The organism is Sphingopyxis sp. MWB1 (genome assembly GCF_000763945.1).
Lineage (GTDB): Bacteria > Pseudomonadota > Alphaproteobacteria > Sphingomonadales > Sphingomonadaceae > Sphingopyxis.
In genome coordinates, this window is sequence record NZ_JQFJ01000002.1 from 253,991 (window position 1) to 278,386 (window position 24,396).

General features: G+C 63.7%; 25 protein-coding genes and 1 tRNA gene. 14 read left to right on the forward strand and 12 right to left on the reverse strand.

Features of this window, described 5'->3' with window-relative positions; translation table 11 throughout:
- Positions 1-151 precede the first annotated feature (151 nt).
- The 5 genes from hisI to JV18_RS0101980 all read left to right on the forward strand — a co-directional run bounded on the left by hisI (position 152) and on the right by JV18_RS0101980 (position 5,028).
- Complete coding sequence (hisI, locus tag JV18_RS0101960; protein ID WP_033073209.1) at positions 152-532, forward strand: phosphoribosyl-AMP cyclohydrolase; 381 nt, start codon at positions 152-154, stop codon at positions 530-532.
- 25 nt (positions 533-557) lie between these two features.
- Entirely contained in the window at positions 558-1,082 is a 525-nt protein-coding gene (locus JV18_RS0101965; RefSeq protein WP_235302742.1) for a hypothetical protein, read from the forward strand.
- An 86-nt stretch (positions 1,083-1,168) separates the two neighbouring features.
- Positions 1,169-1,609: a MerR family transcriptional regulator gene (locus JV18_RS0101970; RefSeq protein ID WP_033073211.1), complete on the forward strand. Its 441-nt coding sequence runs from the start codon at positions 1,169-1,171 to the stop codon at positions 1,607-1,609.
- A gap of 64 nt (positions 1,610-1,673) precedes the next feature.
- Positions 1,674-3,473: an acyl-CoA dehydrogenase C-terminal domain-containing protein gene (locus JV18_RS0101975; protein ID WP_033073212.1), complete on the forward strand. Its 1,800-nt coding sequence runs from the start codon at positions 1,674-1,676 to the stop codon at positions 3,471-3,473.
- Positions 3,474-3,549: 76 nt separating this feature from the next.
- Positions 3,550-5,028, forward strand: a complete 1,479-nt coding sequence (locus tag JV18_RS0101980) for a phospholipase D-like domain-containing protein (protein ID WP_235302744.1) — start codon at positions 3,550-3,552, stop codon at positions 5,026-5,028.
- Between the two features lie 75 nt (positions 5,029-5,103).
- Here JV18_RS0101980 and JV18_RS0101985 read toward each other — a convergent pair whose 3' ends face one another.
- Genes JV18_RS0101985 through JV18_RS0102000 form a run of 4 tightly spaced genes read right to left on the reverse strand, consistent with a single transcriptional unit; the run spans position 5,104 to position 7,097 of the window.
- Complete coding sequence (locus tag JV18_RS0101985) at positions 5,104-5,955, reverse strand: HpcH/HpaI aldolase/citrate lyase family protein (protein ID WP_033073214.1); 852 nt, start codon at positions 5,953-5,955, stop codon at positions 5,104-5,106.
- The gene (locus JV18_RS0101990; protein ID WP_033073215.1) at positions 5,955-6,407 is read right to left on the reverse strand and encodes a MaoC family dehydratase; all 453 of its coding nucleotides are present in this window, start codon (positions 6,405-6,407) and stop codon (positions 5,955-5,957) included. The genes JV18_RS0101985 and JV18_RS0101990 overlap by 1 nt, the downstream gene beginning before the upstream one ends.
- A 25-nt stretch (positions 6,408-6,432) precedes the next feature.
- Positions 6,433-6,714, reverse strand: a complete 282-nt coding sequence (locus tag JV18_RS0101995; RefSeq protein WP_033074828.1) for a hypothetical protein — start codon at positions 6,712-6,714, stop codon at positions 6,433-6,435.
- The gene (locus JV18_RS0102000) at positions 6,711-7,097 is read right to left on the reverse strand and encodes a hypothetical protein (protein ID WP_235302746.1); all 387 of its coding nucleotides are present in this window, start codon (positions 7,095-7,097) and stop codon (positions 6,711-6,713) included. Before JV18_RS0102000 ends, JV18_RS0101995 begins: the two co-directional genes overlap by 4 nt.
- Between JV18_RS0102000 and cysD the strand changes: the two genes are divergently transcribed.
- The 4 genes from cysD (at position 7,096) to JV18_RS0102020 (ending at position 12,135) form a co-directional block, all read left to right on the forward strand.
- Positions 7,096-8,106, forward strand: a complete 1,011-nt coding sequence (cysD, locus tag JV18_RS0102005; protein ID WP_268746258.1) for a sulfate adenylyltransferase subunit CysD — start codon at positions 7,096-7,098, stop codon at positions 8,104-8,106. The genes JV18_RS0102000 and cysD overlap by 2 nt on opposite strands.
- Complete coding sequence (gene cysN / locus JV18_RS0102010; RefSeq protein WP_033073217.1) at positions 8,106-10,007, forward strand: sulfate adenylyltransferase subunit CysN; 1,902 nt, start codon at positions 8,106-8,108, stop codon at positions 10,005-10,007. Before cysD ends, cysN begins: the two co-directional genes overlap by 1 nt.
- Positions 10,008-10,015: 8 nt before the next feature.
- Positions 10,016-10,762: a 3'(2'),5'-bisphosphate nucleotidase CysQ gene (locus JV18_RS0102015; RefSeq protein WP_033073218.1), complete on the forward strand. Its 747-nt coding sequence runs from the start codon at positions 10,016-10,018 to the stop codon at positions 10,760-10,762.
- Between the two features lie 236 nt (positions 10,763-10,998).
- Positions 10,999-12,135, forward strand: a complete 1,137-nt coding sequence (locus JV18_RS0102020) for a zinc-binding dehydrogenase (protein WP_160174154.1) — start codon at positions 10,999-11,001, stop codon at positions 12,133-12,135.
- 174 nt (positions 12,136-12,309) lie between these two features.
- Here JV18_RS0102020 and JV18_RS0102025 read toward each other — a convergent pair whose 3' ends face one another.
- Genes JV18_RS0102025 through JV18_RS0102040 form a run of 4 tightly spaced genes read right to left on the reverse strand, consistent with a single transcriptional unit; the run spans position 12,310 to position 17,141 of the window.
- Positions 12,310-13,545, reverse strand: coding sequence for a cell wall hydrolase (locus JV18_RS0102025; RefSeq protein ID WP_235302753.1), 1,236 nt, complete (start codon positions 13,543-13,545; stop codon positions 12,310-12,312).
- Between the two features lie 8 nt (positions 13,546-13,553).
- Positions 13,554-14,474: a cysteine synthase A gene (cysK, locus tag JV18_RS0102030; protein WP_033073219.1), complete on the reverse strand. Its 921-nt coding sequence runs from the start codon at positions 14,472-14,474 to the stop codon at positions 13,554-13,556.
- Positions 14,471-15,799 (reverse strand): MFS transporter, encoded by a 1,329-nt coding sequence (locus JV18_RS0102035; protein WP_081944648.1) that lies wholly within the window; start codon positions 15,797-15,799, stop codon positions 14,471-14,473. The genes cysK and JV18_RS0102035 overlap by 4 nt, the downstream gene beginning before the upstream one ends.
- A gap of 40 nt (positions 15,800-15,839) precedes the next feature.
- Positions 15,840-17,141 (reverse strand): RsmB/NOP family class I SAM-dependent RNA methyltransferase, encoded by a 1,302-nt coding sequence (locus JV18_RS0102040; RefSeq protein WP_033073220.1) that lies wholly within the window; start codon positions 17,139-17,141, stop codon positions 15,840-15,842.
- Between the two features lie 58 nt (positions 17,142-17,199).
- Between JV18_RS0102040 and JV18_RS0102045 the strand changes: the two genes are divergently transcribed.
- Complete coding sequence (locus tag JV18_RS0102045) at positions 17,200-17,409, forward strand: DUF1674 domain-containing protein (protein ID WP_033073221.1); 210 nt, start codon at positions 17,200-17,202, stop codon at positions 17,407-17,409.
- A gap of 32 nt (positions 17,410-17,441) precedes the next feature.
- On the opposite strand, the gene JV18_RS0102050 is transcribed toward JV18_RS0102045, so the two are convergent.
- The 3 genes from JV18_RS0102050 to JV18_RS0102060 form a co-directional block, all read right to left on the reverse strand.
- Positions 17,442-17,990 (reverse strand): cytochrome b, encoded by a 549-nt coding sequence (locus JV18_RS0102050; protein WP_052071678.1) that lies wholly within the window; start codon positions 17,988-17,990, stop codon positions 17,442-17,444.
- Positions 17,991-18,001: 11 nt separating this feature from the next.
- The gene (locus JV18_RS0102055; RefSeq protein ID WP_033073222.1) at positions 18,002-18,796 is read right to left on the reverse strand and encodes a SapC family protein; all 795 of its coding nucleotides are present in this window, start codon (positions 18,794-18,796) and stop codon (positions 18,002-18,004) included.
- A 128-nt stretch (positions 18,797-18,924) separates the two neighbouring features.
- A complete protein-coding gene (locus JV18_RS0102060; protein WP_033073223.1) occupies positions 18,925-20,355 on the reverse strand; it encodes an FAD-binding oxidoreductase in 1,431 nt (476 codons plus the stop codon).
- A 194-nt stretch (positions 20,356-20,549) separates the two neighbouring features.
- Between JV18_RS0102060 and JV18_RS0102065 the strand changes: the two genes are divergently transcribed.
- The 3 genes from JV18_RS0102065 (at position 20,550) to JV18_RS14555 (ending at position 23,103) form a co-directional block, all read left to right on the forward strand.
- Positions 20,550-21,080: a hypothetical protein gene (locus JV18_RS0102065; RefSeq protein WP_052071679.1), complete on the forward strand. Its 531-nt coding sequence runs from the start codon at positions 20,550-20,552 to the stop codon at positions 21,078-21,080.
- A 131-nt stretch (positions 21,081-21,211) separates the two neighbouring features.
- Complete coding sequence (locus tag JV18_RS0102070; protein ID WP_033073224.1) at positions 21,212-22,615, forward strand: DEAD/DEAH box helicase; 1,404 nt, start codon at positions 21,212-21,214, stop codon at positions 22,613-22,615.
- A gap of 32 nt (positions 22,616-22,647) precedes the next feature.
- Entirely contained in the window at positions 22,648-23,103 is a 456-nt protein-coding gene (locus tag JV18_RS14555) for a GNAT family N-acetyltransferase (protein ID WP_052071680.1), read from the forward strand.
- 28 nt (positions 23,104-23,131) lie between these two features.
- Here the strand turns inward: JV18_RS14555 and JV18_RS0102080 are convergent, their stop codons facing one another.
- The gene (locus tag JV18_RS0102080) at positions 23,132-24,148 is read right to left on the reverse strand and encodes an NADP-dependent oxidoreductase (RefSeq protein ID WP_081944650.1); all 1,017 of its coding nucleotides are present in this window, start codon (positions 24,146-24,148) and stop codon (positions 23,132-23,134) included.
- Positions 24,149-24,248: 100 nt separating this feature from the next.
- On the opposite strand from JV18_RS0102080, the gene JV18_RS0102085 reads away from it, so the two are divergent.
- A tRNA-Ala gene (locus tag JV18_RS0102085) sits at positions 24,249-24,324 on the forward strand.
- The last annotated feature ends 72 nt before the right edge of the window (positions 24,325-24,396 follow it).

Consider the following 24,396-nt stretch of genomic DNA (forward strand, 5'->3'; position numbering starts at 1 on the left):
TTCCGGGGGCAGGGGGGCTGGGACTGGGGCGCATATAGGAGCGCGGAAGCGAAATGTCGCCCCCAATTTGGCTGCTTTTTCGCAAATCCCTTTATATTCCGCTCCCCCATCGGGCTTTTCAGGCCCCTGTCATCTGCTCTATGCCGCCTCCATGAACGCAAAAGCCGATGAGACCAATCAATTTCTACCGCGCTTTGACGCGGCGGGGCTGGTGACCGCCATTGTCGTCGATGCCGCGCACGGCACGCTGCTGATGGTGGCCCATATGAATGAGGAAGCGATCACGCAAAGCCGCTCCACGGGACGGGCCCATTTCTGGTCCCGGTCGCGTCAGGCCTTGTGGCGCAAGGGCGAAAGCTCCGGCAATGAGCTGGAGCTGATCGAAATGCTGGTCGATTGCGATCAGGACGCGATCTTGCTGAAGGTCCGCCCCATGGGCCCGGCCTGTCACACCGGGCGGCGGTCCTGCTTTTACCGCCGCATCGAATCCGATGGAACGCTGGCGTTTCTGGGCGACGATGATCAAGGTTGATCCAGCGGATAAAGGGCGGAGGCATTTGCTGACCGCTTTGTTAATGCTGGCGCTCGCCGGGTGCCAGGGGGAGGGGCCAGATGAGGCGGCGCGACATGTTGATGCCGATAATCCGCTGGAACGCGCCGCGCGGGCCCGCGGGCTGGTGCAGGCCGAGGCTGGGCCGCTGACGGGTGTGTTCGAGCGCACACATAATCTGGGGCGCGATGCCATGTGTGTGGTGCCCGATGGACCGGGGCGGTGGCGCTTTGCCTTGAGCGCCTCCTTTGGCGAGGCGCTGAGTTGTGCGGCACGAGGAAGCGTGAGCAAGACGGACGACGGCTGGCGATTGCAGTTCGGCGGTGCGGACAAGTGCGAACTCCGCGTAAGCGAGGAGGCAGACGAGCTTCGCTTTGACGGGGAATGGCCCGAATCCTGTGCGTCGCTTTGTCCGGGCCGCTCATCATTGGCGGGGTTGCGGCTGCCGCGCGCGAGCTGGGCCGAGGATGACGCAAGGGGCTTGCGAATGCGGGATAAAGCGGGCAATGTCATCCGGCCCTGCGCTGATTAAGGGCAGAACGGACCGCCGGCAGCCCGACGCTACGGCGCCGCCCAGTCGGGCTTGACGTTCACGTCAACGGAAACTAGTCTTTTCGCATGACCGACGAATACGGCCACGCCCATATCGACACGCCCGACCATTTGGGCCGGGAGCAGTTCAGCATCACCGACCTGTCGTCCGAATTTGGCGTTACCGCCCGGGCGCTGCGCTTTTATGAGGATGAAGGGCTGATCAGCCCGTCGCGCAAGGGATTGTCGCGCATCTATTCAAAGCGCGACCGGGCCCGGCTGGCGTGGATTTTGCGCGCCAAGCGCACCGGTTTCAGCCTGGCCGACATTCGCGAGATGATCGACCTCTACGACGTTGGCGATGGCCGCAAATTGCAGCGGCAGGTCACGATCGAGAAATGCGAACAACGTATCGCCTTGCTCCAGCGGCAGCGGGACGATATTGACAGCGCTGTAGATGAGCTGACACGGTTCATCGAAACGGTGAAGAAGGTCGACGCCGCCGAGAAAAAGAAGAAGGTCGGCTGAGCCCTTTTTCCTTTCTCCCCAGGCAGGACTTGTTCGCTGAAACCGCTTTTCGGAAGGATGATTCATGCCCGTCTATCGCGCGCCTGTCCAAGACACGCTTTTCCTGATCAACGATGTGCTCGGCATTGAGCGCTATTCGCATCTTCCCGGCTTTTCGAACGCCACCCCCGACATGGTCGAGGCGGTGTTGAGCGAGGCAGGGAAATTTTGCGAGGAAGTGCTGTTTCCGATCAACCAGTCGGGCGACCTTGAAGGCTGTACGCGCCATGACGACGGATCGGTGACGACGCCCAAGGGCTTCAAGGAGGCTTATCAGGCCTATTGCGAGGCGGGCTGGGGCCTGCTCACCGCGCCCGAGGAATTTGGCGGACAGGCGTTGCCGCATGTCATCGGTTTTCCGGTCGAGGAATATCGCAATGCGGCCAACCAGGCCTTTGCCATGTATCCCGGTCTGACCCAGGGTGCGGTCGCGGCGATCCTGGCCAAAGGGTCGGACGAGCAGAAAGCAAAATATACGCCCAAGATGATCGCGGGCGAATGGGGCGGGACGATGAACCTGACCGAACCCCATTGCGGCACCGATCTGGGCCTGATCCGCACGCGCGCGGTGCCCAATGGTGATGGCAGCTATGACGTCACCGGCACCAAAATTTTCATCTCGTCAGGCGAGCATGACCTGACCGAAAATATCATCCATCTGGTGCTGGCCAAAACTCCCGATGCGCCCGACAGCGTGAAGGGGATTTCGCTGTTCATCGTGCCCAAATTCCTCGTCCATGACGATGGCTCGCTGGGCGAGCGCAACAGCCTGTCCTGCGGGTCGATCGAGCACAAGATGGGGATTCACGCCAATTCGACCTGCGTAATGAATTATGACGGCGCGAAGGGCTGGATGGTCGGCGAGGAAAACAAGGGTCTCGCCGCGATGTTCATCATGATGAACGCTGCGCGGCTGGGCGTCGGCATTCAGGGGCTGGGCCAGGCCGATGTCGCCTATCAGAACGCCGTGCAATATGCCCATGACCGGCGGCAGGGCCGCGCGCTGACCGGGCCGCAGGAGCCGCAGGAAAAGGCCGATCCGCTGTTCGTCCATCCCGATATCCGCCGGATGCTGATGGACGGCAAGGCGACGGTCGAGGGGCTGCGCGCGCTGTGCACCTGGGGCGCGCTTCAGGTCGATCTCGCCCATCTGGCCGAAAGCGAGGAGGGGCGGCAGCAGGCCGACGACCTCGTCAGCCTGCTGACTCCGGTGATCAAGGGCTATGGCACCGACAAGGGCTATGAAGTCGCAACCAACGCCCAGCAGGTGTTCGGCGGCCATGGCTACATCGAGGAACAGGGCATGAGCCAATATGTCCGCGATGCCCGCATCACGATGATTTACGAAGGCGCGAACGGCGTACAGGCGATGGATCTGGTGGGCCGCAAGCTGGCGCAAAATGGCGGGCGCGCGGTGCAGGCTTTCTTTGCCATCGTCGATGCCGAATGCGCGGCGGCGAAGGACGGGCCGCTCGCCGATTTTGCAGGAAGGCTGGAAAAGGCCAATGGCGAGCTGAAAGCCGCGACCATGTGGTTCATGCAAAATGGCATGGCCAACCCCAATAATGTTGGCGCGGGCGCGCATCATTATATGCATATCATGGGCATTGTCGCGCTGGGGCTGATGTGGCTTCGCATGGCCGAGGCCGCGCAAAGGGCATTGGACGAAGGGCGCGGTAACAAGGCGTTTCTGGAAGCCAAGCTGGTGACCGCGCGTCACTTCGCCGAGCGCTTCATGCCCGACGCGGGCGCGCTGCGCCGCAAGATTGAAGCGGGCAGCGAAGCGATGATGGCGCTGACGCCCGAACAATTTTCCGTGGCTTGAGCCAGCGGCGACGCAACCATCGGCCTCGTCATGCGTGCCGAGGCCGATGAGCGTCGCACCCCCAACTTCTTCGCCATTGGCTCCCATTGTCCGGGAAGGGCATAATTGCTGGCGGATCGAGCGCGCCGACAAGGCGCGGATGATCGTCGATGCCGCCGATTATTATGCCCTGCTCGAACGATTGATGGAGGGCGCACGCGAGCGCATCCTGCTGATCGGATGGGATTTCGATCCGCGCATTTCGCTGCGCCCCGATGAACAGGGCCATGGCGAGGCGCTGGGACATTTCATGCTGCGTCTGGCGCATGACAAGCCGGGGCGCGACATTGATATTTTGCGCTGGAACTTTGGCGGGCTGAAGCAATTGTTCATGCCGCGCATCCTGGCGATGATCCTGCGCTGGAAGGCGACGCGATCGATCAGTTTCCGCCTGGACGGCGCGCATCCCGTGGGATGCAGCCATCATCAGAAAGTGGCGATATTCGACGATCATCTGGCGGTATGCGGGGGCATCGACGTCGGCGCGCGCCGCTGGGACACGCGCGATCACCGCGATGATGATCCGCACCGCATCGCCCCCGATGGGCGTGCTTATTTGCCCTGGCATGATGTGACGATGATCCTCGCGGGGAAGGTCGGTAATGCCCTGGCGGACCTTGGCAATGAGCGCTGGCAGCGCGCGACGAACAAGGCGCTGCGCGACCTGTCAGGCGAAGGCGAGAATTGGCCGGACGATCTGGAGGCTGATTTCGAGGATGTGGATGTCTCCATATCGCGGACCCGCGCCGCCTATCGCGATTGCACCGAAGTGCGCGAAATTGAGCAGCTTTATCTCGACATGATCGCGGCAGCCGAGCGCTTCATCTATTTCGAAAATCAGTATTTCACTTGCGGGAAGATCGCCGCCGCCATCGCCGCCCGGCTGGACGAGGATGATCCGCCCGAATTTATCCTGGTGATGCCGCATACTGCCGACGGATGGCTGGAGCAGATGGCGATGGATGCGGCACGGGTGGAGCTGGTGCGGCAGATTTCCAAGACGCGCCATGGCGACCGGCTGCGTATCTATTGCCCGCGGACGACAGGGGGCACTCCCATTTATGTTCATGCCAAGACGGCGATTGTCGATGACCGGTTGATCCGCGTGGGGTCCGCCAATCTCAACAATCGATCGATGGGGCTCGACAGCGAATGCGATGTCACCATCGACGCCGCGCTGCCTGCAAACCGGGAAACAGGCCCGGCCATCCGGCGGCTGCGCGAATCGCTGATCGCCGAACATCTGGGGGTGGAGCCGGAAGCCGTGGGCAAAGCCTTTAAGGCCCACGGATCGCTGATCGCTGCCATAGAGGAATTGCGCGGCGAAGGGCGTTCACTGGAATGGCTCGACCTGGTGGCGCCGGGCCCGCTCGACGAATTTATTGCGGCCAATGAATTGCTCGACCCGACGCGCCCCGATGCCATGTTCGAGCCCGTGGCCGAGCGCGGATTGCGGCGAAGCTGGCGGCGCGGGAAAAGCTGGATGAAGCGGCACCGGCCTTTTCGGCGGCGGTGATTTGGCGGCGTAGCCACGCACGGGAGCGCGAAGGGGAAGGCGGGCCCCGGATCGACTCCGGGGTGACGTTTGGCTTCAGTCCGCGAGGGCGAGGATATGCTGCGCCTGCTTCAAATGCGGCGCGTCGACCATCTTGCCATCGACCTGAAGCACCCCGACGCCGGGGTTGGCGGCAAAGGCGTCGACAATCGCCTGCGCGCGGGCAACCTCTTCGGTGGAGGGGGTGAAGGCGGCGTTGATCGGCTCGACCTGCGCGGGGTGGATTGCCATCATACCGGTGAAGCCGTCGCGGCGCGCGCGCGCCGCATAGGCGGCTAGGCCGTCCGTATCCTTGATCGCCGGAAAGACGGTGTCGATGGCGGCGGCGCCCGCGGCATGGGCGGCAAAAAGCGTGAGCGAACGGGCGACGCGATAGGGATCGGTATAGCTGCCGTCCGCCTCGCGGCTCGTCGCGGCGCCGATGGCGGCGGGCAAGTCCTCGGCACCCCAGGTGAGGCCGAGCAGACGGTCCCTGACCTCGCGGTAGCTGCCTACGGTGAAGATCGCCGCCGGGGTTTCCGTGGCGATGGGGAGGATCGGCGGCAGCGAGGCGCCGGAGGGTGCTTCGCTGCGTAAAATCGTGTCGAGCTGCGCGATGCTGGGCGCGCCTTCGGCCTTGGGCAGCATGATCGCATCAGGCCGCGCGGCGGCGATGGCGGCGATATCGGCGGCGGTCATATGACCATCGAGCGGATTGACGCGCACGAGAGTGACGCCGCTGCGTTCTTTCGCCAGATAATCGGCGATATGATCGCGCGCCGCCTGTTTGTTGGCTGGTGCGACCGAATCCTCCAGATCAAGGATGATCGCGTCGGCGCCCGACGCAGCCGCCTTGGCAAAGCGTTCGGGCCGGTCGCCGGGGACGAAGAGAAGCGAGCGGAGGCGCATCAGCTATCCTTCCTCTTGAGGAGTGCCGAGCGTTCGCACTGGCAGACGATTTCGGCGCGCTGGTTGATGCAGCGGTGGAGGAAGGTGACGATCCCGGCATTGGGGCGCGATTTCGACGGTTTGAGCGCGATGACTTCACTGGTCGCGCGCAGCGTGTCGCCGATGAACACCGGTTTGGGCATGACGAGCTTGTCATAGCCCAGATTGGCGACGAGCGTGCCGAGCGTTGTGTCGCCGACCGAGAGGCCGACCATCAGGCTGAAGGTGAAGGTCCCGTTGACGAGGATCTGGCCGAATTCGGACGCTTTGGCCGCCTCGACATCGAGGTGAAGCGGCTGGGGGTTGTGGGTCATCGTCGTGAAGAGCAGATTGTCGGTTTCGGTGACCGTCCGGCGGATTTCATGCTCCAGCGTGTCGCCGATGCTCCATTCGTCGAAAAATCTGCCGGCCATTCTGTCTGCTCCCGGGGGTGTGCGGTTATTCGGTCGAGCCATCGGGCGCGGGGGGCGCTTCCTTGGCGATCAGATAGCGATAGACGCCAATGCCATTGATGACCAGCAGCGCGATATTCTGCCAGCCAATGCCTTCGCTGTCCGATTGCAGAAAGCCCCAGGCGATGAGCGCGATGCTGCTGGTGACAAAGATGACAAAGGCCCAGCCGGTCCAGCGGCGGCCCAGATTGAGCGAGACGATCAGCGCGGCGAGCGTGGCGGCGCCCGCGCCATAATATTGCAGCGCATCGAGTATCGTTTGATTCATGGCCATCCTCCCACCAAGGCGAACAGACCCGCCGCCACCAGCGCAAGCCAGATGATATGGCGTCCACGGGTGTAGAGGGCATTGGCGAGCCCGGTAGCGAGCCAGCCTGACCCTATCAACAAAATGAGCCCCCCTGGCGTTCCCGGCCAGAGGATCGTCGCCGCCGACAGGAGCATCAGCACCGCGGTCGCATACCAGGCGAAGCGGAAGATGCGGCGGGCGAGCGGGTTCGCCATAATGCCATCGTCGAGCGCGAGCAGCGGGCGGAGCAGCCGGCGTTCGCCTGCAAGGCCGTGGATGAGCGCGGAGACCAGCATCGCCGCGGCGGACAGGGCGAGCCAGATCACCGGCGATGCCGGGACGGACGTGGGGACAGGAGGCATGGCATGGCGGCCCTTCCAAAGACTGGCTTGCAGGGATGAAAGGCCATACAGTTTGCGCGAGCGCCGCGACAGGGGCAATGCCATCCGCATGAGTGACACGCTGACCCATCTCGACCGGCTGGAGGCCGAGAGCATTCATATCATGCGCGAAGTGATGGCCGACGCCGCCAAGCCGGTGATGCTTTATTCGGTCGGCAAGGATAGCGCGGTGATGCTGCATCTTGCGCGCAAGGCCTTTTACCCTTCGCCGCCGCCTTTCCCGCTGCTGCATGTCGATACGACGTGGAAATTCCGCGCCATGTACGAAATGCGTGACCGCATGGCGGTCGAAAGCGGCATGGAGCTGATCGTCTATCAGAACCCGGAGGCCAAGGCGCGCGGGATCAACCCCTTTGACCATGGCCCACTGCACACCGACATGTGGAAGACCGAGGGGTTGAAGCAGGCGCTTGACCTCCATGGATTCGATGTCGCCTTTGGCGGCGCGCGGCGCGACGAGGAAAAGAGCCGGGCGAAGGAGCGCATCTTCTCCTTTCGCACCGTCAGCCATGGCTGGGATCCGAAGAAGCAGCGGCCCGAGCTGTGGAATCTCTATAATGCCAGGAAGGCGCCCCGCACCGAGAGTGGGGGCGAGAGCATTCGCGTCTTTCCGATCAGCAACTGGACCGAGCTTGATATTTGGCAATATATCGCCCGCGAGAATATCCCCATCGTCCCGCTCTATTTTGCTGCACCGCGTCCGACGGTGGAACGCGACGGCATGCTGCTGATGGTCGATGACGAGCGCTTCCCCTTGCGCGATGGCGAGGAGCCGGTGCTGCGCTCGGTGCGCTTTCGTACGCTGGGCTGCTATCCGCTGACGGGTGCGGTCGAGAGCGAGGCGGCGACGCTGAGCGAGGTGATCCAGGAAATGCTGCTGACCACGACGAGCGAACGGCAGGGCCGCGTCATCGACAAGGATGGCGGCGATGCGTCGATGGAGAAGAAGAAGCAGGAGGGCTACTTCTGATGACCGACCCCATCTATGTCACCGATGCGCTGATCGCCGAGGATATCGACGCCTATCTGGCGCAGCATGAGAAAAAGTCGCTGCTGCGCTTCATCACCTGCGGCAGCGTGGACGATGGCAAATCGACGCTGATCGGACGCCTGCTCTATGACAGCAAGATGATCTTTGAAGACCAGCTTGCCGCGCTGGAGGCCGACAGCAAGCGCGTGGGGACGCAGGGGCAGGAGATCGACTTTGCCCTGCTGGTCGACGGCCTCGCCGCCGAGCGCGAGCAGGGGATCACCATCGACGTCGCCTACCGTTTTTTCACGACCGAAAAGCGCAAATTCATCGTCGCCGATACGCCGGGGCATGAACAATATACGCGCAACATGGTCACCGGCGCTTCGACCGCCGATCTGGCGGTGATCCTGGTCGATGCGCGCAAAGGCGTGCTGACCCAGACGCGGCGGCACAGCTTCCTCGCGCAATTGCTGGGCATCAAGCATATTGTGCTGGCGGTGAACAAGATGGACCTTGTCGGTTATGACAAGGGGGTGTTCGAGCGCATCCTGCTGTCATACCGCAGCTTTGCGAGCGAGATCGGCATTACCGATTTTACCGCCATCCCCATTTCGGGGTTCAAGGGCGACAATATCGCCGCCGCATCGCCCCATATGCCCTGGTACAAGGGCCCGGCGCTGATCGAGCATCTGGAAAGTGTTGAAGTTGCCACGCAGCGTGAGGCGCGGTCAGAATTTCTGATGCCTGTCCAATGGGTCAATCGCCCGAACCTCGATTTTCGCGGCTTTTCGGGGCAGATTGCGGCCGGATCGGTCAAGCCGGGCGATGCCGTGCGTATCCTGCCGAGCGGCAAGCAGACGCGGGTTGAGCGCATTGTGACGCTGGACGGCGACCTGGAGGAAGGCGTTTCCGGTCAGTCGATCACTTTGACACTGTCCGACGAAATTGACTGTTCGCGCGGCGATGTGATCGCCGCCGCCGATGCGCCGCCCGAAGTCGCCGACCGGTTCGAGGCGACCATCGTCTGGATGGCTGATGAGGCGATGATTCCGGGCCGCGCCTATTGGCTGAAGCTGGGGACGCAAAGCGTGTCGGCGACGGTGCAGCCGCCCAAATATGAGATTAACGTCAACACGCTCGACCGGCTGGCGGCCAAGACGCTGGAGCTGAACGGCATTGGCGTGGCCGAAGTGTCGACCGACAAGCCGCTGGTTTTCACCCCCTATGCCGATAATCGCACGCTGGGCGGCTTTATCCTCATCGACAAGCTGATCAATGCGACCGTCGCGGCGGGGATGCTGCATTTCAGCCTGCGCCGCGCCCAAAATGTCCACTGGCAGGCCACCGACGTCAGCCGCGAGATGCGCGCCGATCTCAAGAATCAGAAGCCGGCGCTGCTGTGGTTCACCGGACTGTCGGGGTCGGGCAAATCGACCATCGCCAATCTGGTCGAAAAAAAGCTGCACCGCATGAATCGCCACAGTTTCCTGCTCGACGGCGATAATGTCCGCCACGGGTTGAACAAGGATCTCGGTTTTACCGAGGCTGACCGGATCGAAAATATCCGCCGCGTCGGCGAGGTCGCCAAGCTGATGACCGACGCGGGGCTGATCGTCATCACCGCCTTTATTTCGCCGTTCAAGGCGGAGCGGGAGATGGTGCGCGCGATGATGCCCGAAGGCGAGTTTATCGAGATTTTCGTCGATACGCCGCTGGAGGAAGCCGAGCGCCGCGACGTCAAGGGCCTGTATAAAAAGGCCCGCGCCGGGGAACTTAAAAATTTCACCGGCATCGACAGCCCCTATGAAGCGCCTGAAAATCCGGAAATTCATATCGACACCCGCGCGATGAGCGCCGATGAAGCGGCCGAACGCATCATCGACCATCTGCTGGGGTAAGAGGGACCATGCGCGAGAGCGACGAGAAGCTGGCCGAGCGGCTTGCGGACGCTGCGGGCGAATTGCTGCTGCACCTGCGCGCCGAGGGGCGCCATGCGGGCAAGGCGCTGGGGCAGGCGGGCGATGCCGCGGCCAATGCTTTGCTGTGCCGCGAATTGCGCGCGGCGCGGCCCGACGATGCGATCCTGTCCGAAGAGGAAAAGGACAGCGAAGCCCGGCTGGCGGCGTCACGCGTGTGGATCGTCGATCCGCTCGACGGCACACGCGAATATGGCGAGGGTCGCAGCGATTGGGCGGTCCATGTCGCGCTGGCGGTCGATGGCGAAGCGAAAATCGGCGCGGTCGCGCTGCCGGGGCTGGGCGTGACGCTGACCTCGGGCAGCCCGCCCGCGTTGAAACCCGCCAATGCGCCGCTGAAAATGCTCGTAAGCCGGACGAGGCCCGCGGCGGAAGCGCTGTTTGTCGCCGAACGCCTGCGCGCCGAACTGCTCGCCATGGGATCGGCGGGGGCGAAGGCGATGGCGGTGGTACGCGGCGAGGCCGATATTTATCTGCACAGCGGCGGCCAATATGAATGGGACAATTGCGCGCCCGTGGCCGTGGCCGAAGCGGCGGGACTGCACGCAAGCCGCGCCGATGGCACGCCGCTGCGCTATAATGCGCACGATACCTATTTGCCCGATCTGCTGATCTGCCGGAAGGAGTTGGCGGGGGAGGTGCTGCGGATCGCGGCGGGGTTTGCAGCCAGCAGCTAAGGGCGCGGCGTTTTCTCTTTTTCGTTATCCCGGACTTGATCCGGGACCCATGGTGCCGGTGGCTCGCCCCATGCAACACATCCGGAAAGATCTGCTCATGGCCCCGGATCAAGTCCGGGGTGACGATGCTGGGGCGGTGTGGGCTGCTGCGGATTTTTTCCAGCTCGCCTCATTGCCACCACCGACGCGCGCCCCTATTTCCGTTGCATCTGAAAACCAAAGCAAGGGAGACGCATGTGACCGACCTGCCCGATACCAATCTTGTCATGGTGACGCTGGTAAAGCCTGAAGGCGAGCTGGAGGTTTATTTTGAGCGGCGCGCCATGCCGACTCCCAAGCCGCATGAAGTGCTGGTGAAGGTGCTGGCGACGCCCATCAATCCTTCTGACTTAGGGCTATTGTTTGGCGGCGCCGACATGTCGACGGCGCGGGCGGGGGAGCGTGACGGGCTGCCGATGCTCAGCGCCGATGTGCCGCCGCCGGGGATGCGCGCGATGAGCGGGCGGATCGGCGATGCACTGCCGATCGGAAATGAAGGCAGCGGTGTCGTTGTCGCAGCGGGCGATTCGCCCGAGGCGCAGGCGCTGGTCGGCAAGACGGTCGCCCTGTTGGGCGGCGAAATGTATGCCGAATATCGCTGCCTGCCCGTCCAGATGGTGATGGAGCTTCCCGATGGCACCGATCCCGCCGATGGCGCATCCTGCTTCGTCAACCCGCTGACCTCGCAAGCCTTTGTCGAGACGATGCGGATGGAAGGGCATAGCGCGATCGTCCACACCGCCGCTGCGTCGAACCTGGGGCAGATGCTGGTCAAGATTTGCGCCAAGGACGGCGTGCCGCTGGTCAATATCGTCCGCAGCGAAGCGCAGGTGAAGCTGCTCAAGGATCTGGGCGCTGAATATGTCGTCAACAGCTGCGACGAGGATTTTCAGGCGAAGCTGATCGAGGCGATCACCGCGACCGAAGCGACGCTGGGCTTTGACGCCATCGGCGGCGGCAAGCTCGCCGGGCAGATTTTGTCGGCGATGGAAGTCGCCGCGGTGAAGCGGATGAAAAATTACAGCCGCTATGGCTCCGACACGATGAAGCAGGTCTATATTTATGGCGCGCTTGATCTGGGCCCGACGATCCTCAACCGCAGCTTTGGCCTGACCTGGTCGCTGTCGGGCTTTTTGCTGACGCCTTTCCTCCAGAAAGCAGGCCCCGAAGTCGCGGCGCGGCTCCGCAAGCGGGTGGTCGATGAGCTGACCACCACCTTCAAGAGCCATTATAGCCACAATATTTCACTGACCGAGGCACTGAGCCTTGATGTGGCGCAGGCCTATAATGCCAAGCGCACGGGCGAGAAATATCTGATCCGCCCGCATGGGTGACGGGTAACAAGGGGGCAGGCGGAGGCCGGCCCCCTTTTTGCTGGCCGGTAGCCGCAAGGGCGCGGGCTGGGGATTGCTTCGTCCGGCGTTGGGTTCGCAATGGCGATGGGCGTGGGCCTCTGGATGCCGGATCAAGTCCGGCATCCAGAGGGGGCGGCGTCCTGACTGGGACCTTTATCTTTTCATGCACTGACGCGGATTGTCGCGCTTATATTCGCCGCAGTTCCATAGCGCCTTTTCGAAACCCGCCTTGTCGTCGCGTAGATAGGAAAAACTCATCGCGTCGCGCTGATTGTCGGACATGGCCTCGCTTGCGGGCTTCGCCTTGGCGTCGGTCCAGCCCATCAGCTTGCAATAGCTGCGCGTGCCGCAGAGGCGCAGTGCGGTGGTGACGAAGCTTTCCGGGGCTGCGCCGCGGTCAAGCTGCACGATGATGGTGTCGCGGCTTTCGGTTTTGGCGGGCGCGCCGCCGGGGGCGGCCGAGGGCGTGACGGAGGGCAGGCCGGGTGCCGCCGGGGCCGGGAAAATCTGGACTTCGCCGACTTCGGCATTTTGGTCGATGGGCGAGAAGCTGCCCGTCAATTCAGTGGGAAAGACGCCGCCCGTTGCATGGGCGAGCGAGAGGGCGGCGAGCTTGGCGACGGGGGCGTCGTCGCCGCGCACGGCGCCGCGGAACGCACCCGGAGTGCCCCAATAACCAGGCCAGCGGAAGAAAAGATGCGTGTCGACCGCTGCGATTTTTTCGAGACTGTCGCTCCAATAAGGGCGCACCCAATCGGTGTGATAATGGGTGGCGAGGCCGACGGGGGCATAGGTGGTGCCCGACAGCATCCGGTCAGCATTGGCCTGCGCGCGGGTCCAGGCGGCGGCTGAATAGCGGCGCGCGAGGGCGCCGTCGCAGGTAAAGGTGAACTGGCAGCCGGTTCGCCGTTCCGACCCCTGAAAGACGACACCGCAAATGGATTTGGGGAAGGCAGGGTGCCGCGCGCGGTTGATCACCACCTGTCCCACCGCCAGCTGACCCTTTGCATCGTCGCCCGCTTCGTAAAGCATCGCCGTGGCGAGGCAGTCGCGGGCACGGGCGCGCGCTTCACCGCCGCCGGCATAGATGAAGGGGCGCGCCGCGGTCACATCGCGCGTGACGAGGGGGATGCGGGCGTTGGCGGCGCGCGCCTCCTCCTCTGCCAGCGGCGCCAATTCCATCGGCGGCGGCGGGGGCACGACATCGGGGCGCGGGGCGACGGGCTTGGCGCGCGGTGCGTCGGGCGCGAAGCCCGCACGGCCGTTGCTGTAAAGCACGGCAGCGATGGCGGCGACGGCGAGCAGGACGAACAGCCAGCCCGCGACGTCGCGCATCCACGCCTTGTCCGCGTCATCGGCGCCCCTGGCGCTGCGATCGGTGCGGCGCATGGGCGCGATCAGATCTCGGGCAGGAAATCGGGCACCGACAGATAGCGCTCGCCCGTGTCATAGTTGAAGCCAAGGACGCGGCTGCCCGGCGGAAGCTCGGCGAGCTTTTGCTGAATGGCGGCGAGCGTCGCGCCCGAGGAGATGCCGACGAGCATTCCTTCCTCGGTCGCGGCGCGGCGCGCCATATCCTTGGCATCGGCGGCATCGACCTTGATCACCCCGTCGAGCAGGTCGGTGTGAAGATTGCGCGGAATGAAACCAGCGCCAATGCCCTGGATCGGGTGCGGGGCGGGCTGGCCGCCCGAAATGACGGGGGAGGCGAGCGGTTCGACCGCAAAGACTTTCAAATTCGGCCAATGTTGTTTGAGGAACTGCGCGCAGCCGGTGATATGACCGCCGGTGCCGACGCCGGTGATCAGCACGTCGATCGGCGTATCCTTGAAATCGGCGAGGATTTCGGGGCCGGTCGTGCGGACATGGACGTCGATATTGGCGTCATTTTCAAACTGTTGCGGCATCCACGCGCCGGGGGTGGTTTCGACGAGCTCGATCGCGCGTTCGATTGCGCCCTTCATCCCCTTTTCGCGCGGAGTCAGGTCAAAGGTCGCGCCGTAAGCGAGCATCAGGCGGCGACGCTCGACCGACATGGATTCGGGCATGACGAGGACGAGTTTGTAACCCTTCACCGCCGCGGCCATGGCAAGGCCGATGCCGGTGTTGCCCGAGGTCGGCTCGACAATGGTGCCGCCGGGTTTCAGGCTGCCGTCCTGTTCGGCGGCTTCGATCATCGCGAGGCCGATGCGGTCCTTGATCGAGCCGCCGGGGTTGCTGCGTTCGGATTTGACCCAGACTTCGGCGCCGGGAAACAGTTTTGCCACGCGAATATGCGGCGTATTGCCGATGGTTTCGAGGATCGAATTGGCTTTCATTTGCTACCTGCCTTGAATTGGGGTTCGAAGGTGCGCGCGCGGCGCAATTCCGGGAACAGCCACGACCATAGCGCGGTGATCCCTATCGCGCCAGCGCCGCCGATCACGACTGCGCTGACCGGACCGATGAGTGCGGCCATCGCCCCGGCGCGCATTTCGCCCAGCTCGTTCGAGGCCGAAATGGCAAGACCCGAAGCCGCGCTGACCCGCCCGCGCATATGATCGGGAGTGTTGAGCTGGATGAGCGTACCGCGCACAAAGACCGAGAACATGTCGGCGCCGCCCATGATGACGAGCAGCAGCATCGACAGAAGGAAGTTGGTCGAAAGGCCAAAGCCGACGGTGACCGCGCCGAACACCGCGACCGCCCACAGCATCTTCACCCCGACATTCTGTTCGATTGGACGAAAGGCGAGGCCCACCGCAATCGTGACCGCGCCGATCGCGGGCGCGGCGCGCAGGAAGCCCAGCCCTTCGGGGCCCATATGCAAGATATCGCGGGCATAGACGGGAAGCATCGCGGTCGCCCCGGCCAGCAGCACAGCGAACAGGTCGAGGGTAATGGTGCCAAGGAGGAAGCGCTCGTTCCATACGAAACCCAGCCCGTCGACCATTTCGCGCAAGGGGTGACGGCGCACTTCGGCGGGCGGCGGCGGCACCGGGCGCACGCGGCTGATCGAAAAGGCCGACAGGGCGAGCAGCGCCATGGCGAAAAGATAGACGGCGGTGGGCTGCGCTGCATAGATGAGACCGCCCGCCGCCGGGCCGATGATTGTCGCCGCCTGCCACGCGATGCTGCTCATCGCCACGGCACGCGGCAGAACGTCGGTGGGGACGATATTGGGGGCAATGGCGGTGAGCGCGGGCCCCGAAAAAACGCGCGCGACCCCGTGCAGCGCGGCGAGCGTGAAAATCAGCGGCAAGGTCAGGGCGTCGGTCCAGGTGAACCAGGCGAGCGCGGCGGCGATCAGAAGGTCGATGAGGTTCGAGAAAATGGCGACGCGGCGCCGCTCGAACCGGTCCGCTGCCCAGCCCGCGACGGGGGTGAGGATGGCAAGCGGGACGAACTGGAAGAGGCCGAGCAGACCAAGCTGGAACGATGCTTCCTTGATCGACATGCCATAGTCGGTGCGTGCCGTGTCATAGAGCTGGTAGCCGATGACGACGACCATTGCGATGGTCGCCATGACAGCGGTGAAGCGCGCGACCCAGAAGAAACGGAAATCGACAAAGGCGAGCGGCGACGGCGGCTTGATGCGCGCGGCGGCAAAATCCGGTTCATCGACGGGGCCGCCGGTTGGCGGCGTGGATGGGGGCTTTGCCATTTGCTCTTACCCTGGAAAATGCAGTCGGCGCCCCATGACGTCAGGCGTCCGGTGCGCGCAGCCGCGCGATGAAGAAGCCGTCGATCCCGCCCTTATCGCCGAGCAATGTCGGGAGCGTACGGGTATGGCCCGCCGCATGGGGGGCGATGAAGGGGGGCAGTTCGTCGACCTGCGGTGGATCGACCTGCCAGTCCGGATGGGCGGAAAGGAAGGCCGATATCTGATCCTCCCCCTCGGCGCGTTCGAGCGAACAGGTCGCATAGACAAGGATGCCGCCGGGGCGAACCCAAGTGGCGGCGCGGGCGAGCAATTCAGCCTGAAGCTCCGCCATCGCAGCGATTTGCGGGGCTTCGACGCGATGGAGCACATCGGGATGCCGGCGGAAAATGCCGGTGGCGGTGCAGGGCGCGTCGAGCAGTACGGCGTCGGCGGGGGCGTCCGCCTGCCAGCTTCGAATGTCCGCTTGAACGATATCGGCTTCAAGGCCGGTACGCGCGAGATTATCCTGAAGCCGGGCGAGCCGCTTGGCGCTGGCGTCGAGCGCCGTGACGCGCCAGCCGGCGGCAGCAAGCTGCATTGTCTTGCCGCCGGGGGCGGCGCAAAGGTCGAGGACATGACGCCCATCGCCCGCCCCCAGCAGGCGCGCGGGAAGGCTGGCGGCGAGATCCTGCACCCACCAGCCACCCTCGGCATAGCCGGGCAGGCTTTCCACCGCCTGTCCGCGCGACAGGCGAAGGTGCCGGGGCGCGAGCTTCGCTGCGCCGGGCCATTGCGCGGCATCGGGCTCACCGGCGAAACTGAGGTCGAGCGGCGGCGCGTTGCTCCAAGCGGCGGAGGCGGCAGCACACATATCGACGCCCCATTGCGCTTGCCAGCGTTCGGCGGTCGCGGGAGGCAAGGTGGCGGTGTCGGGAAGGCGCCATTCTTCCTGTTGTGCGCGTGACAAGATCGCGTGGACGAGGCGGCGGGGTCCCCCCGCGACCAGCGGCAGGGCGGTCGCGACGACGGCGTGCGGCGGACTGCCAAGCGCAAGAAGCTGGGCGAGGGCGAGACGGAGCACCGCGCGCGACTTGACGTCATCGGGCAGCGGTTCGTTCGTCGCGCTGTCGATCAGCGCGTCGATATCCTGCATCCAGCGCAGCGCCTCTGACACAATCGCGATGGCAAAGGCGCGGTCGGCAGGGGCGAGGCCCTGCGTTGCAGCGTGAAGCGCAAGGTCGAGCGGGTCGCCGCGGCGCAGCACCGCGTCGATGAGGCGCAGCGCCGCGCGGCGCTGCGCCGTGCCGGGCGGATCGCCCTCAGCGGGTGAACGGCGTCGGCGCTGTGGGCGGCGATCAGCCATGAACTGTTTTCGTCCGACGCTTGGCGCGGGGCGCGCAAAAGCCTATAGGCTGGGGGTTATGAATAGCATAGCTCCCAAGGATCATATCGGCGGCACGGCGCGGGCGACCAAGCGCCCCGCGCATGTCAAGCCGCCTGAAGGATGGATCAACCCGCCGATACCCGCGCCGCGCGCCATGGTCGAGGATGCCCCCGAGGATCAGCCGGGCGGACGTAACCCGGTGCGCTATGGCGACTGGGAGCTGAAAGGGCTGGCGGTCGATTTCTGACGGGCGCGAAGCGGCCCGGCGACGGATGAGGATCAAAAGGGATTCATCCGTGCGAGGATTCCCGTGCGGTCGACCAATTGATGCTTGAGCGCCGCAAGAATATGGAGCGCCGCCAGCGCTAGCATCGACAAACCCAGAAATTCATGCCGTTCATGCATGGCATCGGCGAGCGCCTTGTCGGGGGCGACGAGCGCCGGAACCTCGAACAATCCGAAAAAGTCGATCGGATAGCCTGCGGCGGAAAACCAGATCCAGCCCGACAGCGGCAGAAGAATCAGCAGCACATAGAAAAGGAAATGCACCATCTTGCTGATCGGGCGTTGCCAGCCGGGCATGGCGGCAGGCGGCGGCGGCGCGCGGTGGCCGATGCGCCAGAGGATAAGCAGGATGGTCAGCGCGAGGACGGTAATGCCCAGCGGCTTGTGAATATCCATCAACGCCCCGCGCGTTTCGCGCGGCAGCCCTTCGGTCAGCATCGCGATGCCGATATTGGTCAGAACGGCAAGGCCGATGATCCAGTGGAGCCATATGGCCACCTTCGTATAGCGCGGCATAGGCGCAGCGGTATCGACGGTGGCCATAGGAAATCTCCTTATGCGGTCGGGGCTTCTGCGGTCGGCGCTTCGGTCACCTGCGGCATTTTACCGCTCTTCACCTGTTCCGCAAAAACTTCGCGCATCAGCTGGAGCGAGAAGAGATGGGCGAAGATGATCGGCAACATGCCATTCTGCATCATCTTACGCAGCACGTCGCCGCGCAGTTCGCGCAGCTTGTTTTCGTCGACCATCTGGAAACCGCGATAGACGAAGGGCTGCGGATTGCCTTCCTGCTGAATGCTGACTTCGCCGTCCATGAGCAGGTCGGCCTTTTTCAGTTCCTCGACAAAGGCGCCGGTGCGCTGGCCCGCTTCCTCGAAATTCTGGCAGAATTGCAGGATCGCGTTGGTCGCGTCCGACGGCTTGCCATCGGTGAACAGGTCGTCGCCTTCGTCGAACTTGCCGAGCGCATCGGCGGTCGGGTCGAAGCAGAGCGACAATTCTTCGCTGTCGGGACGCAGCCGCGCGAGCAGGAAGGGGTAACGGCGGATATAGGCCGGCACATAGACGGGGTTGATCAGCTTGCCTTCGGCGTCAACGAAGGTGTTGACCCCTTCGTTAAGGCCCATCAGCGCGAGCGGAACCGGATTGTCGCCCGCCGAGAAAACGATCGGGTAAAAGCGCGAGGCGGCAACAAATTCGTCGCTGGTCAGCGGCACGGCATGCTGGCTGATCAGGAAATCGGCGCGGTCGAGCGGGCGCGCTTTCCAATCGGCGTGATCGACGCTCGAGAGCGGAAGAAGGTCTTTATAGAAGATCGGCAGGTTGGAAGGGGCGGGCGCTGTCGCCATTATGATGCTCCGATACAAGGGCCCGGCGGATCCGGGCGAAAAAGGATAAAGCCGCGCCTTATTGACCTATGGCTTTCGACGCAAGGGCGCAGTAGCGGCGGCTTTGGCTTCGGCGCGGGTCCGAGCGATCAGGGCGCGATCAGCTTGCCGGGGTTGAAAAGCCCCGCCGGGTCCATCCCCGTCTTGATTGCGCGCAGCGCGGCAAGGCGCGCCGGGCTGTCGAGTTCAGCCATCACCTGCCGCTTCATCTGGCCAATGCCATGTTCCGCCGAAACGGAGCCGCCCCATTCGAGCACATGGGTATAGACGAGGCGGCTGACCGCTGCGCCATGCTCGGCAAGCCAGGCGGCGCCGTCGGCTTTTTCGGGCGGCTGGACGTGATAATGGATATTGCCGTCGCCCAAATGGCCGAAGGCGAGCGTGCGAATGCCGGGAAAAGCGGCGGCAAGCCGGTGCGGATTCTCGGCGATGAATTCGGGCATCCGGTCCACAGGCACGCTGATATCATGCTGAAGCGCGGGGCCTTCGGCGCGTTCTGCTTCGGAAATCGAATCGCGCAGCCGCCAGAAATCCTCGCTCTCGCTCTCGTTCTTCGCCAGAATCGCATCGGCGATCCGTCCGCTTTCGAGCGCAGCGTGGAGGGCGGTTTCGAGCGGCAGGCGCAATTCGGTTTCGCTGTCGCCGACGAGTTCAATCAGCGCATACCAGGGTTGGGGCGTGGCGAGCGGCGCCCGCGTCTGCGGGATATGGCGCAGCACGGCGTCGAGGCAGCCATGGGGCAATATCTCAAACCCTTCGAGCGCGCGGCCCATGTCATCGTCGAGCCGGCGCAGCAAGTCGAGCGCCCGGTCGGGCGAGGCGAGGCCGACCCAGGCGGTGAGCCGCGCGGCTGCCGCCGGAACAAGCTGAAGGCTGGCTGCGGTGACGATGCCCAACGTTCCTTCGGCGCCGCAGAAGAGATGGCGCAGATCATAGCCGCGATTATCCTTTTTGAGTGGTGCCAGTCCTTCGAACAAGCTGCCGTCGGGCAGCACCGCCTCGATACCGGTAACCAGCGCGCGCATCGTGCCATGGCGCAGCACCTGCGTTCCGCCGGCATTGGTCGAGACCAGTCCGCCGATGGTCGCCGACCCCTTGCCGCCGAGGGTGAGCGGGAAGCGCAGCCCCTCTGCCAGTGCAGCGTCATGGAAATGGGCGAGGATCACTCCCGCTTCGGCCACGGCAATGCGCGCGTCGCGGTCGATGACGCGGATGCGGTTCATCCGGCGCAGACTGAGCAGAAGCTGGTGGCCCGATGCGTCGGGGGTCGCGCCGCCGACCATGCCGCTGTTCCCGCCCTGCGGCACCAGCGCGGCCTTTGCTTCGCCGCACAGGCGGACGATCGTGGCGACGTCCTCGGCTGAGGCGGGAGAGAGCATGGCGGCGGCAGCGCCCTGATATTTGCCGCGCCAGTCGGTCAGCCATGGCGCCATTTCCTCGGCGTCAGTGGTGAAGCCCTTGGGGCCAAGCCGCGCGGCGAGCGCGTCGAGAAGCGCGGGGGAGGGTGGGCGCGTGGTCACGGGCGATCCTCTTTCTAAAGGCCCCGGCGGACCTAAAGGCGGCTGGGGACTCGACAGCAGTTCATTGGTTGTTCAAGCATATATGATATTGGGCGGGGCGATGGACGAAGAATCCCTGACCGTCCAGTCACGGAGCTTTGCGTTGGAATGAGCAGCAGGATCGGCCTATTTGCGCGAGGAGCGTTGCGGTTGCCGTGTTAAGCTGGGCTGTGTTCCTGTTTGTCGGCGCGGTGCCTGCCGCTGATACCGACTTGCCCGTCGCCATGGCGGAACTTCCTGTCATGGTGGTGCTGCCGGTTCCCGGCTATGTCGGGAATGAGTATTGGCAGATGGTGATCCAGCAGCGCATGATCATTCGCGTTCCCGCGCGGCGCACTCCTATCAACAATTTCGGCGCGGAACCGCGCGTGAAGCTGGTGCCGCGTGAACGGCCCGTCGTGTGGAAAGAGAAAAAAGCCCCCAAATGCGTGCCGATGCGGAATATATTGGGGATGCAGGCGACGCAGCGTGACAGTATCGACCTGATTACGCGCCAGCGCCAGCGGCTGCGCGCGCGGCTCAACGACGGGTGCAGGGCGCTTGATTTTTATGCGGGGTTTTACATGGAAGGAAATAAGGACGGCCGCCTGTGCGAACGGCGTGATCAGATCCATGCCCGCACCGGCGCGAAATGCGAGGTTGATAAATTCCGTCTGCTTGTCCCCGTGCCGGTCGAGGACGACTGATCGCAGCCACGATCATCACCGCCATTTAACAGGCTTTTCTTGACTTTCCTTCTGCCTTTGCCCAATGCCCGCGGCAGCGACGGTATGCGTGGGATGCCGAGCTGTCATATTTTTCCGGACATGATGACCTTATGAAATTTGCCGACCTCGGCCTTTCCGACGAATTGCTCCGCGCCGTTACCGAAGCGGGCTATGATGAACCGACCCCAATTCAGGCAGGCGCCATCCCTTCGGTCCTGATGATGCGCGACATGATCGGCATTGCCCAGACGGGAACGGGCAAGACCGCTTCCTTCGTCCTGCCGATGATCGACATATTGGCGCATGGCCGCGCGCGCGCACTGATGCCGCGCTCGCTGATCCTAGAGCCGACGCGCGAGTTGGCGGCGCAGGTTGCCGAGAATTTTGAAAATTACGGCAAATATCACAAGCTTTCCATGGCGCTGCTGATTGGCGGGGTCCAGATGGGCGACCAGATCAAGGCGTTGGAAAAGGGCGTCGACGTTTTGATCGCTACGCCGGGCCGCCTGATGGATCTGTTCGAGCGCGGGAAGATCTTGCTCACCGGGTGCGACCTGCTCGTGATCGACGAGGCCGACCGTATGCTCGACATGGGCTTCATCCCCGATATCGAACATATCTGCACCAAATTGCCCGCAAACCGGCAGACCTTGCTTTTTTCGGCAACGATGCCGCCGCCGATCAAGAAGCTGGCCGACAAATTTTTGTCGAACCCCAAAACGATCGAGGTTGCGCGTCCCGCGAGCACCAACAAGAATATCGCCCAATTCCTGGTCAAGACGAGCGAGCGCGGCAAGCGCGCGACGCTGCGCCGCTTGCTGGAGGAGGAAGATGTCGGCACCGCGATCATTTTTTGCAATCGCAAGACGACGGTGCGCGACCTTGCCAAATCGCTGTCCCGTCATCGCTATCGCGCGGGCGAAATCCATGGCGACATGGACCAGTCGAGCCGAGTGGCTGAGCTTGAGCGGTTCAAAAAGGGCGATATCAACATATTGGCGGCGTCCGACGTCGCGGCGCGCGGGCTGGACGTCAAGGGCGTCAGCCATGTGTTTAATTTCGATGCCCCCTGGCACCCCGATGATTATGTTCACCGCGTCGGCCGCACCGGCCGCGCGGGAGCAAAGGGTCGCGCCTTTACGCTGGTCACGCCGTCGGACGCCGAAGCCATCGACAATATCGAGAAGCTGACCGGCGCGAAGATCGAATATCTGACCTTGGGAGAGGATGCCGAAAACGGCACACCGCCAGCGGAGGATGACGCCGGTGCCGCGCGGTCCAGAGGCGGGCGGGGCAAGAGCGTCAGAGCCGACAAGAGCGACGACCAAAAGGCCGATACGGATACAGCCGCTGCGCCGAAAAGCCGGAGAAGCACCAGCGCCAAGGCGAAGAGCGAAGACGCCGGGACCGCACGCAAGAGCGCGCCCCGCCGTGATCGCGATGAAACCGCTCAACCCGACGAGGGCTGGAACGGCCCGATCCCCGGCTTTTTATCGGTGGACTTCAACCGCTGAACCGCAACGGACGCGCACGTGCAGCGCAGGGCGTGAGCGATACAGACATTGAATTTCGGCCGATTGAGACGGCCGACCTGCCCGCGCTTCGGCGGTGGTTCGGCGACAATGAACTGGCGCGGCGCCTGTCCTTTCCCGATGACATCTGGTTCGCACATGTGACCCGCGGGGCAGACGCAAGCTGCTGGGTCGCGGCGGCGGCGGGAACGCCGATTGCGCGGTTCCAGCTGGAGACGGCGGCGGGCGGTACTGCCTATATCGACATTGGTCTGCGCCCCGACCTGCGCGGGCAGGGGCTGGGGCGGCGCCTGCTTGAAGCGTTTTTGGCCGGCCCGGCCCGCTTTCATGCGCGGGTGGCGGCCTTCATTGAGCCGGACCATCATGCAAGCTTGCGCTGTTTTTCCGCATGCGGCTTTCGCCTGTCGTCCGAGGTCGATGCCGATGGCATGATCCGCGCAGATTGGACGGCGAAGGGCGAGGCTGCCTAGGATATGGCCGCCGGGGCCGCGTCCGCCCTTAAAGGCGCACCAGCATCTTGCCGATATTTTGTCCTGCAAACAGACCGCCGAAGGCGGTGGGTGCTGATTCGAGCCCGTCGTGCACGGTTTCGCGCATCTGAACCGCTCCGCTGGCGATCAGCCCGCCCATATCGGCGTAAAATTCCTCCATATAGCGGCTGAACAGATCCGAGTAGATAAAGCCTTCCATGCGGATGCGGGCGGCGATGGCGCGTCCGATATAACGCAGCGGTTGCGGGGCGGCGCCATTATAGATGTCGATCATCCCGCAGAGTGCAAAGCGGGCAAAGCCATTGGCCGTCGCGAGCGCGGCGTCGAGATGTTCGCCGCCGACATTGTCGAAATAAACGTCGATGCCGGGCTTGCCGAGCCGCGTAAGGGCGCCGCGAAGCTGATCCAGAACGCCGCCCTGTTTATAGTCGAAGACGGCGTCAGCGCCGAGGTCGCGCACCCACTCCCCTTTTTCCGGGCCGCCCGCCGAGGCGATGACGGTCATTTCCCGCGCCTTGGCCAGTTGCACCACCGCCGAGCCAACCGCGCCCGCTGCGGCGGACACAAAGACAACATCGCCCGGCCGCGCGGCGGCCACCTGGAGCAGGCCGATCCACGCGGTGCCCCCTGTCAGCCCCATATTATGGAGAAAGCATTGCGGCTTTATCCCGCTGTCGAGCCATTGGACGGGAAGCAGGCGCGGCATATGGTCGAGGGTGATGATGCCCCCGTCGCGCCAGCCGCCTAGATGAAGAATGAGATCGCCCGGCGCAAAACCTTCAATACGGCTTTCGAGCACTTCGCCGATGGCGCCCCCCGTTAGCGGCGTGTCGAGCGGATAGGCGGGGGCGTAGCTTGCCCCCTCATTCATCCGGCCCCGCATATAGGGATCGACCGACAGCCAATGGTTGCGAACCCGAAGCTGATCCTCGCCCAGCGGAAGATCGGGAAGGTCGCGCAAGGCAAAATTATCGGCGGAGGGCAATCCAGTCGGACGCGACGTTAAAAACCATGCTTTGGCCATAGTCCCCCAACCCCCTTTTTGATGCCGCCCCAGCGCATGTCGGCCATTGGTGAGAAAGCCGTTGCCACTGTCAAGCGGGATCGTTAAGACCCCGCGGTCCGGGGCCGTAGCTCAGATGGGAGAGCGCTGCAATCGCACTGCAGAGGTCAGGGGTTCGATTCCCCTCGGCTCCACCAATTTTCGAATATAACGGATATTATGCTGTGCGTGCGCGCTGGGGTATGGCCATTCCTCCGTTGCTTTGAAAA

What these genes read in the sequence shown, in the direction of transcription:
- JV18_RS0102040 (WP_033073220.1), bottom strand. Translation starts at nt 17,141, where the DNA reads ATGGCTGATCGCCGCCCACAGCGCCGACGCCGTTCACCCGCTGAGGGC.
- JV18_RS0101995 (WP_033074828.1), bottom strand. Translation starts at nt 6,714, where the DNA reads ATGAATCAAACGATACTCGATGCGCTGCAATATTATGGCGCGGGCGCC.
- JV18_RS0102035 (WP_081944648.1), bottom strand. Translation starts at nt 15,799, where the DNA reads ATGGCAAAGCCCCCATCCACGCCGCCAACCGGCGGCCCCGTCGATGAA.
- cysK (WP_033073219.1), bottom strand. Translation starts at nt 14,474, where the DNA reads ATGAAAGCCAATTCGATCCTCGAAACCATCGGCAATACGCCGCATATT.
- JV18_RS0102045 (WP_033073221.1), top strand. Translation starts at nt 17,200, where the DNA reads ATGAATAGCATAGCTCCCAAGGATCATATCGGCGGCACGGCGCGGGCG.
- JV18_RS0102050 (WP_052071678.1), bottom strand. Translation starts at nt 17,990, where the DNA reads ATGGCCACCGTCGATACCGCTGCGCCTATGCCGCGCTATACGAAGGTG.
- JV18_RS0102015 (WP_033073218.1), top strand. Translation starts at nt 10,016, where the DNA reads ATGCGCGAGAGCGACGAGAAGCTGGCCGAGCGGCTTGCGGACGCTGCG.
- JV18_RS0101970 (WP_033073211.1), top strand. Translation starts at nt 1,169, where the DNA reads ATGACCGACGAATACGGCCACGCCCATATCGACACGCCCGACCATTTG.
- JV18_RS0101975 (WP_033073212.1), top strand. Translation starts at nt 1,674, where the DNA reads ATGCCCGTCTATCGCGCGCCTGTCCAAGACACGCTTTTCCTGATCAAC.
- JV18_RS0101985 (WP_033073214.1), bottom strand. Translation starts at nt 5,955, where the DNA reads ATGCGCCTCCGCTCGCTTCTCTTCGTCCCCGGCGACCGGCCCGAACGC.
- JV18_RS0102025 (WP_235302753.1), bottom strand. Translation starts at nt 13,545, where the DNA reads ATGCGCCGCACCGATCGCAGCGCCAGGGGCGCCGATGACGCGGACAAG.
- cysN (WP_033073217.1), top strand. Translation starts at nt 8,106, where the DNA reads ATGACCGACCCCATCTATGTCACCGATGCGCTGATCGCCGAGGATATC.
- JV18_RS0102000 (WP_235302746.1), bottom strand. Translation starts at nt 7,097, where the DNA reads ATGCCTCCTGTCCCCACGTCCGTCCCGGCATCGCCGGTGATCTGGCTC.
- JV18_RS0102070 (WP_033073224.1), top strand. Translation starts at nt 21,212, where the DNA reads ATGAAATTTGCCGACCTCGGCCTTTCCGACGAATTGCTCCGCGCCGTT.
- JV18_RS0101990 (WP_033073215.1), bottom strand. Translation starts at nt 6,407, where the DNA reads ATGGCCGGCAGATTTTTCGACGAATGGAGCATCGGCGACACGCTGGAG.
- JV18_RS0102055 (WP_033073222.1), bottom strand. Translation starts at nt 18,796, where the DNA reads ATGGCGACAGCGCCCGCCCCTTCCAACCTGCCGATCTTCTATAAAGAC.
- cysD (WP_268746258.1), top strand. Translation starts at nt 7,096, where the DNA reads ATGGCATGGCGGCCCTTCCAAAGACTGGCTTGCAGGGATGAAAGGCCA.
- JV18_RS0102080 (WP_081944650.1), bottom strand. Translation starts at nt 24,148, where the DNA reads ATGGCCAAAGCATGGTTTTTAACGTCGCGTCCGACTGGATTGCCCTCC.
- hisI (WP_033073209.1), top strand. Translation starts at nt 152, where the DNA reads ATGAACGCAAAAGCCGATGAGACCAATCAATTTCTACCGCGCTTTGAC.